The organism is uncultured Albimonas sp., assembly GCF_963977235.1.
GTDB lineage: Bacteria > Pseudomonadota > Alphaproteobacteria > Rhodobacterales > Rhodobacteraceae > Albimonas.
Window position 1 is genome coordinate 21,274 of the sequence record NZ_CAXBOD010000056.1, and the last position, 9,689, is coordinate 30,962.

Annotated in this window: 6 protein-coding genes; 3 read left to right on the forward strand and 3 right to left on the reverse strand. The window is 74.3% G+C overall.

Features of this window, described 5'->3' with window-relative positions:
- Positions 1–39 precede the first annotated feature (39 nt).
- The 3 genes from AAC134_RS19325 to AAC134_RS19335 all read right to left on the reverse strand — a co-directional run bounded on the left by AAC134_RS19325 (position 40) and on the right by AAC134_RS19335 (position 3,908).
- Complete coding sequence (locus AAC134_RS19325; protein ID WP_339950764.1) at positions 40–1,164, reverse strand: glycosyltransferase; 1,125 nt, start codon at positions 1,162–1,164, stop codon at positions 40–42.
- A complete protein-coding gene (locus AAC134_RS19330) occupies positions 1,161–2,450 on the reverse strand; it encodes a glycosyltransferase (protein ID WP_339950765.1) in 1,290 nt (429 codons plus the stop codon). Before AAC134_RS19330 ends, AAC134_RS19325 begins: the two co-directional genes overlap by 4 nt.
- Before the next feature lie 180 nt (positions 2,451–2,630).
- Positions 2,631–3,908, reverse strand: a complete 1,278-nt coding sequence (locus AAC134_RS19335) for a hypothetical protein (protein WP_339950766.1) — start codon at positions 3,906–3,908, stop codon at positions 2,631–2,633.
- An 867-nt stretch (positions 3,909–4,775) separates the two neighbouring features.
- Here AAC134_RS19335 and AAC134_RS19340 point away from each other — a divergent pair.
- The 3 genes from AAC134_RS19340 (at position 4,776) to AAC134_RS19350 (ending at position 9,593) form a co-directional block, all read left to right on the forward strand.
- Positions 4,776–7,652, forward strand: a complete 2,877-nt coding sequence (locus tag AAC134_RS19340; protein WP_339950767.1) for a mechanosensitive ion channel family protein — start codon at positions 4,776–4,778, stop codon at positions 7,650–7,652.
- A gap of 209 nt (positions 7,653–7,861) precedes the next feature.
- Entirely contained in the window at positions 7,862–8,434 is a 573-nt protein-coding gene (locus AAC134_RS19345; RefSeq protein ID WP_339950768.1) for a hypothetical protein, read from the forward strand.
- A gap of 238 nt (positions 8,435–8,672) precedes the next feature.
- Positions 8,673–9,593: a sulfite exporter TauE/SafE family protein gene (locus tag AAC134_RS19350; protein ID WP_339950769.1), complete on the forward strand. Its 921-nt coding sequence runs from the start codon at positions 8,673–8,675 to the stop codon at positions 9,591–9,593.
- Positions 9,594–9,689: the final 96 nt, after the last annotated feature.

Below are 9,689 nucleotides of genomic sequence, written 5' to 3' on the forward strand. Positions count from 1 at the left end.
CTGCGCCCCGGACCTCGACGACGTCGTCGCGGGTCTTCGTCAACGCCTCGCGAGCGGCGAGAGCAGTTCGCGCAGCCGGGCCGATGCGGCCGCCAGCCCGTGATGCGCCTCGGCGTGGGCGCGCGCGGTCCCGCGCAGGGCGGCAAGCCGGGCGCGGTCCGCGTCCAGCGCCGCCAGCCTCGCGGCGAAGGCGGCCGGGTCCTCGGGGGGCGGCAGGGCCGGGCCGGCGGGGGGCGGCGGCAGGACGTGGCGCGGGCCGGGGCGATCCTCGGCCAGCGCCGGCAGGCCCGCGGCCAGCGCCTCGAGGTAGACCATCCCGAAGCCCTCGTTGACGCCGGGCCAGACAAGCAGGTCCGCCGCCTCCATCGCCTTGCGCAGGCGGAGGGGATCGGGCTCGACGCCGAGGAACCGCACGCGGTCGCCCAGAGGCGCCAGCAGCGCCTCGACCGCCGCGCGCTCGGCCCCGTCGCCGATCACCTCCAGCCGAACCTCGGGCGCCTCGGGCCGGGACAGCGCGGCGGCCAGCGCAGCGTAGGAGGCGAGCTTGTCCCCCGGCCGCATCATCGCCACCGCCAGCAGCCGCAGGGGGCCGGCGGCGGGCGGGCGCGGGACCGCCGGGGGGCCAAGGTCGATGAAGGGCGCCAGCTCCTCCAGCCGGGCGCCCTCCAGCCGGCGCAGGCCCGGCAGGTCGCGGGCGGTGGACCACAGCAGCAGGTCGGCGGCGGCGAGCGAGCGCTCGGCCGCCTCGGCGAACCCGGCCCAGGGGCCGGTCCGCCGTTTGGGGGCGTGGATCGGCTCGGAGATCACGTAGGGCAGGCCCAGCGCCGCGCAGACGGCCGGGCCGATGAGGTCGGGGGCCTTCCAGTAGGAATGATAGGTGAACCACAGCGCGGGGGGGGCGGGACGCAGGGTCTCGATCAGGCGGGCGGCCTCGGCCACGGCCTCGCGGGCGAGCGCGGCCTGCGCGGCGGGGTCGCCGGCCATCTCCAGCGTGCGCAGGCTCGAGGCGACGAAGGGCGCGAAGCCCGCCCCCTCCAGCGCCTGCAGGGTCAGCCGGGCGATGCGCCGGTCGCCGGAGGGGTTGGGATGGTCGGGCGGCTTCATCGGCGCGTGGAACGCCACGCGCGGCGGGCCGCCCGGCGCCCCCCGTTGCGCCCCGGTCATTCCGCCGCCGCGGGCTGCGCGGAGGCGCCGGCCGGGGCCACGCCCATCGCCTGCAGCCGGGCGGAAAGCGCGTCGATCCCCGCCTCCATCCCGAACTCGGCGCGCAGGCGGGCGAGCGCGGTCTCGGCCATCTCCGCCCGGCCCTGCGGGTCGGTGGCGAGCGCGGTCAGCGCCTCGGCCAGCGCCTGGGGGTCGCCGGGGGGGACGAGGCGCCCCTCGCGCCCGTCGCGCACGAACTCGGGGATGGCGGAGACGGCGGTGGAGAGGATCGGCAGGCGCTGGGAGGCCGCCTCCATCAGCACGTTGGGCAGCCCGTCGCGGTCGCCGTCCTCAGCGATCTTGGAGGGCAGCACGAACAGGTCCGCCGCGCGCATCGCCGCCACCACCTCGGTCTGGTCCTTCTTGCCCAGCCAGCGGATGCGATCGGCGAGGCCCAACGACTCGGCCCGCGCGGCGAGGCTCGCCTTCAGGTCGCCGCCGCCGATGTGGTCGAAGCGCCAGTCGACCTCCGCCGGCAGGCGGGCGAGCGCCTCGAGCAGGTCGTCGTAGCCCTTCTTGGCCACCAGCCGCCCCACCGACAGCAGCCGCAGCGGCCCCTCGGCGGCGCCCCGCTCGGGCGGGTCGGGGAAGCGGGTCAGGTCGAGCCCGTGGTAGACCAGCCCCACACGCGCGTCCGTGGGGGCGAGCCGGCGCAGCTCGGCGGCGCCCGACGCGGTGCAGGTGACGGCGAAGGCCGCTTCGGCCAGCTTCTCGCGCTTCTCCCAGTCGGGGATCGTCCAGATGTCCTTGGCGTGGGCCGAGACCGCCCAGGGCAGTCCGCGCAGGATCCCGGCATAGCGCGCGACCGAGCCGGGCGTGTGCAGGAAGTGCACGTAGATGCCGCCGGTCCCGGGGGGCAGTTCTGCGGCCAGAACCAGCGCCTGGCCCCAGCGGCGGCCGCGGTTGGGCGTCGGATCGCGGCGCCAGTCGCGCAGCCAGGCCGCCCGCGCGGCGCGATAGCCCGGCAGCCGCCGCGCGGCCCGCCAGGCGCGCAGCAGGCGCAGCGGCTCCTGGTAGAGGTATTCGGGCAGATAGCGCGGCCGCGCCCGGATCCGGTCGTGCAGCGGGTGGGTGCGGTCGTCGTAGGGATGGCGCAGGGACCAGATCTCGAAGCCGAAGCCGCGGCTCTCCAGCGCCAGCAGCTCCTGGGCCACGAAGGTCTCGGAGAGGCGCGGGTAGCCCTTGGCGACCACGGCCAGCGTCGGAGCGGCGGCGTCGGGCGGGGCGGGAGCGGCATCCTGGGTCATCGCCGCAGATCTAGACCGGGCCGCGGCGAAAGGACAGGGCCCGCGCCGCCGATCCCGGGCGCACCGCTCCGCCTTTTCCGAACGCCCAAGCCGGAGACGGTGCAACCCCGCGCCGGCCTCGCCGCGCGCCGCGCACGCGACGACGGCCCCGGCGCCCGGCCGACGCGGCGCCTCGTCCGCTCAGCCGATGGCGCGCCGGGAGGCGGTGCTCGGGGCCTGCCCGAATGCCAGCGCCGCGCGCGCCGACACCGCCTCGAGCCCGTCCAGAAGCCCCGGAATGGGCGCCGAGGAGGGCAACGGCTGGTCGGCGAGGCCCCGGATCGCCGCGGCCATCGCCTCGGGCCCGCGGCCGTCGCGCTCGGGCAGCAGCATGCGCAGCAGGCCCAGTCGCTCGGCCGCCTCGGCGCGGATGTACTGCTCGAGCCGGGGGCGGGTGCGCGGCGCGATCACCGCCGGTTTGTCGAGGCTCAGGATCTCGCAGAACGTGTTGTAGCCGCCCATGGCGATGATCCCCGCGCTCTCGGCCAGCAGACGCTCGATGCGGCTGTCGAAGCTCAGCGCGGTCACCCGGCCCTTCAGGGCCAGCGCCCGCCGGTCGAACTCGGCGCGCCGCTCGGCGTGCAGGAACGGGCCGTAGACGATGACCGCGTGCGGGCCCAGCGTCGGGTCGGCCTCGTAGGCCGACAGGGTCCAGTCCACCAGCCCCTCGCCGTCGCCGCCGCCGCCGGTGGTGACCAGCACGAAGGGCTTCTCGGGCGGCGCCGCGCCCACGTCCGAGGGCCAGTCCGGCGCGTCGCGGCGCAGGTAGCCGGTGTAGACCACGCGGTCGAGGATCTCGGGCTCCAGCCCCAGCCCCTCGAGCGGGCGGCACACCTCGGGCAGGCCATAGACCCAGATCTCGTCGAACCAGCGCCGGATCGCCTCGGCATGGCCCTTGCGCCGCCATTCCTCGGCCAGGTGGCGCGGGTCGTCGAGCACGTCGCGCACGCCCAGCACGATCCGCGCCCCGCGGCGGCGGGCGGCGGCGAGCGCGCCGGCCATCTCGTTGCGGAAGCCCCAGGCCTCCTTGTCGACGATCAGCAGGTCGGGCTCGAAGGCCGCCTCGGTCGCCTCGATGATCGCGGCGCGCAGGTGCACGGTGTCGTCGATCGGCATGCCGAGGTTGTGCGAGGCGTAGTCCCCGTCGGCCAGCTTCACCACGCCGGGCAGGCGCACGTGGTCGACCCGGTCGGGAAAGTCGAAGCGCCCGGCGATGGGCGAGCCGGTGAGGATCAGCGCGCTCAGCCGCTCGTCCCGCCGGGTCAGGGCCGAGGCCAGCGTGCGCGCGCGGCGCAGGTGGCCGAGCCCGAAGGTGTCGTGACTGTAGAGCAACGCCCGGCGCGAGGCGCCCTGACCGAGCGTGCGGCCCGGCCAGGCCTCGGCCGCCGGGTAGGATCCGTCATGGGCTGGCGCCGTCATGGGTGGGTGCGCTCCCAATGTCCCCGGTCCGGCTGGTTCCCGACGCGGGTCCCGCACGCCTCTGCGCGGCGGCTGTCGCGGGCGCCGGGCCCGTCCCTCAGGCCGCGTCCACGCCGGCGGATTCCGACGTCGTCGCGGAACGGGATGCGACGACGCCCCCCTGTCAGGATCGCGACCCCCATCTTCCCGTCGGGGTCACGCTACACCACATGAGGCGCCGCGCGAAAGCGGCGATCCTCGCCGCGCGCCTGCGTCGCGTGGGCACGGAGACCGAACCGCGCGACGAGACGCTCCCCCCGACCCCGCCCCGGTCGCGCCTCTCCCACGTCTCCCGCCCGTCCGAACCTGGCGCGGAGGGGCGGCGCAGGGTCGGCGTCGAGGCGACCGGTCGTGCGGGGCGCTCGCACGCAGGGCGATCTTGCGCAGGGCCCCCGCTCGCGGGGTATGATCATCGCGACCGGGACGGTCCCAGCGACCCGCCCGACACGCCAGCAGGAGTGCGTCATGCGCGACGCCCGCCATCCCAGCCAGGCCGCGGCGACGCGCGCCGCCGACGCGTCCGGGCCGCTCCCGGCGCCGCGGGACCCCATGCCCGGGCGAGCCGTCGCGACGCGTGCGACAGCGCGGAAGGCTCCGGCGCGCGCCGAGGGAGGCGTGAGCGACCCTCGCCCAGCGGAGCGCAAACTCTTGCCGCGCCCAGCTGAGCGCAATGGCCTTCCGCGCCCGGCGGAGCGCGAGGGCCTTCCGCGCCCGACGGAGCGCGAGGGCCTGCCGCGCCCGGCGGAGCGCGAGGGCCTGCCGCGCCCGGCGGAGCGCGCGGCTGCGCGCCATCGGACCCGACGCGGGGTCTGGCTGCGCGCGGCGGCGATGCTGCTCGTGGCGCTGCTGGCCTGGATCGGCGCGCCCGGCGGCCCCGGCCCCCTCGGGCGCCTGCCCGCCGCGCAGGCGCAGGGCCTCGACGTGCGCAGCCTGTTCACCCAGCAGCCGCGCAGCCAGGAGCGGAGCGCGCAGGACTCTGCGGCCGAAGCCGGCGCCGCGGCCGGCGGCGGCTCGAACCCGTCCAACGAGCCGGTGCATGCGCGCCCCCCCGACCTCGCCGCCTACGGGCGCCTGGTCTCGACCGGGCCGCCCGACGACGAGGCGGCGCGCCTGTCGATGCTGCGGCGCACCTCGGAGAACGTCTCGCTGTTCCGTCAGCGGCTGGAGCGGATGCTGCGCGAGGCGCGCTCGGGCCTCGGCCGGCTAGAGCAGCGGCTGGCGGTGAACGCGCCCGACGGGCGCGCGGGCTACTTTGCCGGCGTGGCGCTGGTCTCGGTGATCCTGATCCTGATCGGGCGGGCGGTGTCGCAGCTTTATGCGGTCTACCTCGCCCGGCCGGCGATGATCCGCGCGCAGCGCCACTACCGCCCCGTCGGCCTGACCGGCAAGCTGCCGGTGATCGCCCTGCGCATGCTGCTGACCGTCGCGGCGATGGCCATCAACCTGGCGGTCGCCGGGGGCCTCGGCCTGGGACTGGTCGCCGACCACGTGCCCACGCAGGTCACCGCCGGCATCATCCTGACCGCCTACGGCTCGTTCATGCTGATCGACACCGTCTGGCGGATGATCCTGAACCCCTACCTGGCCGACTACCGGATCCCGCGGATCAGCGACCTCGGGGCGCGGCGCCTCTACATGTGGCTCTCGGCGCTGACCGCGGTCACCGTGGTCTCGCGGTTCTACATCGCCTGGCTGACCGAGCTGGGCGTGGACGTCGAGCTGGTGCGCCTGAACCACATCGTGCTCAACATCCTGGCGCTGGCGCTGATCCTGGGGCTGATCTGGAGCAACCGGAAGACCGTCACCGACGCGATCCTCCACGGCCGCAACATCCAGGAGGTCACCTGGATCGCGGCCATCGGCGCGCGGATCTGGGCGCCGCTGACCACGCTCTACTTCATCGTCGCCTGGATGGAGGAGGCGGTGCGCATCGTCATGGGGCTCGAGGCGGAGTGGTCGCTGCTGGCCGGCGCCTTCCTCACCCTGCTGGTGGCGCTGACGGTGCATGCGACCGGCCTCTACTGCGTCGAGCGCCTGTTCAACCGCAACCGCGCCCTGCGCGTCGTCGCGGCCCGGTCGTTCGTCGAACCCCAGGAAGAACCGCCGAGTTCGCCCGACACCGCGACTGACGCCCCGCCCGCGGAGCGCGCCGCGCCTGAATCGCCCGCGCGCCCCGCGCCTGCGCCTGTCGCGACGGAGGCGATCGGAACCGCCCCGCCGATGCTCAAGGCCGACCCGACGCCCGACCCGGCCCCCGCCGCCGACGTGGCGCCGGCCGAGCCTCCCGTCGCTCCGAGACCCGCCGCGCAGCCCCCGGCCGACGCCCCTGTCGCCGACTCCCCTGTGCCCGACGCTTCTGTCCCCGACGCTCCTGTTCGCGACGCCCCCCTCGCCGAGGAGACGCCCCCGCGCGCGGCCGAGCGCCCCGCCGGCGGCCCCACCCCGCTGCGCGCGGCCGATGCGGCCGACGCGATCGGCCCGCGGGCCGGCGTCTCTGGCGACGACGGGGACGAGGGCGACGACGGGGACGAGGAGGGCGGCGGCCCGATGACCGTGCCGCCCGAGGTCCGCCCCCATGCGCGCGAGCGCGAGGCCGCCGAGGCCGAGGCCGCCCGCTACGGCCCCCGCCGCTCGATCGCCATGCGCACGTTCGAGGACCTGGCCCGCCGCATCATCAGCCTGTTCTCGCTGGGCGCGGGGATCTACGTGTTGATCCTGATCTGGGGCGGGCAGGAGATCTTTGCCGACGGCTCCTTCTTCGACGATTTCCAGGACGTCATCGACACGCTGTTCATCGGCTACATCGCCTTCCACGCGATGCGCATCTGGCTCGACCAGCGCATCGCCGAGGAAGGCGTGGACGACGTGATGGCAGAGCCCGGGGACGAGGGCGGCGGCGCCTCGGCGACCTCGCGGCTGGGCACGCTGCTGCCGCTGTTCCGCGCCGGGATCCTGATCGTGATCGGGGGCGCGGTGGCGGTGATCGTGGCGACCGAGCTCGGCGTCAACGTCGCCCCCCTGTTCGCCGGCGCCGGCATCGTGGGCATCGCCATCGGCTTCGGCGCGCAGACGCTGGTGCGCGACATCCTCTCGGGCATGTTCTTCCTGCTCGACGACGCCTTCCGCAAAGGCGAATACATCGACGTCGGCGAGGTGAAGGGCACGGTCGAGAAGATCTCGCTGCGGTCCTTCCAGCTGCGCCACCACCTGGGCGCGCTGAACACCATCCCCTTCGGCGAGATCAAGCACCTGACCAACTTCTCGCGCGACTGGGTGATGATGAAGCTGCCCCTGCGCCTGACCTACGACACCGACGTCGAGCGGGTCCGCAAGCTGATCAAGAAACTGGGCCAGCAGCTGCTGGAGCATCCGACCGAGGGCCAGAAGTTCGTGCAGCCCCTGAAGTCCCAGGGCGTCTACATGATGGAGGACTCGGCGATGATCATCCGGGTGAAGTACATGACCCGGCCCGGCGACCAGTGGACGACCCGCAAGCTGGTCTACCAGAACATCCGCGAGCTCTTCGAGAAGGAGGGCATCCGCTTCGCCGCCCGCGAGGTGACGGTGCGCATCCCCGACCTGTCGGCCGACCGTCCGCTGACCTCGGACGAGCGTCACGCCGTCGGCGCCGCCGCCCGCCGCGCCATCGAGGAGGACGAGCCCGGCCAGCCCTCCTCCCTCGCCGCCGCCGCCACCGCGCGCTGAGGACCCGGGGCGCCCGGCGGGGCGGGCCGCCTTGTTCCGGGCGTCCGCGGCGGCGCGCGGCCTGCGCGCGCCACATTGCTTCCGGGACGCGGAATCTTGTTCCATCCTGAACCAAATCCGGCTTTTCTTCGCCTAATTTGGCCGATGTCCTTTTTTCAGCCGCACGCCGCGGTTAACTGGAGCGCTTCCGATAAAAGGCTTCTGTCTAGATGAGCACCTGGTACATCCTTGATCCGATGAACCGCATCGTCGCGGCCGGCGGCGACTGGGACGCCTTCGCCGCCGAAAACGACTCCCCCTCCGCGTCCGTCGAGAACATCGTCGGACGCAGCCTCGAGGAATATGTCTCGGGGCTGGAGACGCAGCTCTACCTGTCCTCGCTGTTCCAGCTCTGCCGCGAGGCGGAGGCGGCGCATTCCTTCCTCTACCGCTGCGACGCGCCCTGGATGGCGCGCCTGTTCCAGATGCGCGTCGAGCCGGGCGAGAAACCCGGCGAGCTGCGCGTGATCCATGAGCTGATCCGCAGCCGCGCCGCCGGACCCGGCGGCGTCAGGGAGGTCTTCGAGGCCTCCGAGGCGGAGGTGGACGGCGCGCCCCGCTGCTCGATCTGCAACGCGGTGAAGCTGGGCGAGGTCTGGCACGACGTCTACGCCCGGCCGGAGAAGAAGTTCTTCGTCAGCGGCTATGCGCTGTGCCCCTCGTGCTCGGCCCACGATCCCGCCCGCCAGGACGAGCAGATGCTGCGCGTCTTCGACGCGGTCCCCCCGCAGGTCGGAACCTGACCGCCGTCACCGCAATCAGGACGCCGTCCGATCCCGGCGCTTGCGGGGGCTGATCCACCCCACAGCGCGCGGGCGCCCTCCACGGCGTCCTATCCCCTTAGGCGCGGCCGCGCAGGCGCCCCGGCCTGACGGGGCGCGCGCCAACACGACACGGGGGCCGAGGGCGCGCCGACCGGCGCCGCGGCTTGCATTGGGCGCCCGGTCCGGGGCTTAATTCAGGGCCCGGCCCGGAGCCCCGATGCTCATCTACCTGCCCATCGCCGAAGTCTCCGTCGACGCGCTCCTGATCCTGGGGCTCGGCGGTCTTATCGGCGTGCTTTCGGGGCTGTTCGGGGTCGGCGGCGGCTTCCTGATGACCCCGCTGCTGATGCTGATCGGCATTCCGCCCGCGGTGGCGGTGGCGACCGGGGCCAACCAGATCTGCGCCTCGTCCTTCTCGGGCGCGCTGGCCCACTGGCGGCGCGGCACGCTCGACACCCGCATGGGGATGATTCTCCTGGCCGGCGGCATCGGCGGCTCGTTCCTCGGCGTCTGGGTGTTCGAAAAGCTCAGCCAGCTCGGCCAGGTCGAGCTGATGGTCTCGCTGACCTACGTGCTGTTCCTGGGCGTGGTCGGCGCGCTGATGTTCGTCGAGAGCCTGCGCGCCCTGATCCGGGCGCGCTCGGGCGCCGCGCCCCGGATCCCCAAGCGCAAGCGGACGCTCGCCCACAAGCTGCCGCTGAAGATGAAGTTCCCGGTCTCGCACCTTTACATCTCGATCATCCCGCCGGCGGCGATCGGGGCGCTGGTGGGGTTCCTCTCGGCGATCATGGGGGTCGGGGGCGGCTTCATCATGGTGCCGGCGATGATCTACCTGCTGGGGATGCCGACCTCGGTGGTGGTGGGCACCTCGCTGTTCCAGATCATGTTCGTCACCGCGGTGACGACGCTGCTGCACGCCACCCAGACCTTCACCGTCGACATGCTGCTGGCGCTGATCCTGCTGGTCGGGGGGGTGGTGGGGGCGCAGTTCGGCGCCCAGCTCGGCATGCGCCTGCGGGCCGAGCAGCTGCGCATCCTGCTGGCGCTGATCGTGCTGGCGGTGTGCCTGAAGATCGCCCTCGACCTGGTGGTCGAGCCGACCGAGATCTTCAGCCTCGCCCCCGCGAGCCGGCCTTGACCCCACGCGCCCCCCTTTCCCTGCGGCGCCTGGCCGCCGCGCTGGCGCTGGCGGTCGCGCCGCTCGGCCCCGCCCCGGCCCACCAGGCCCCCGCCC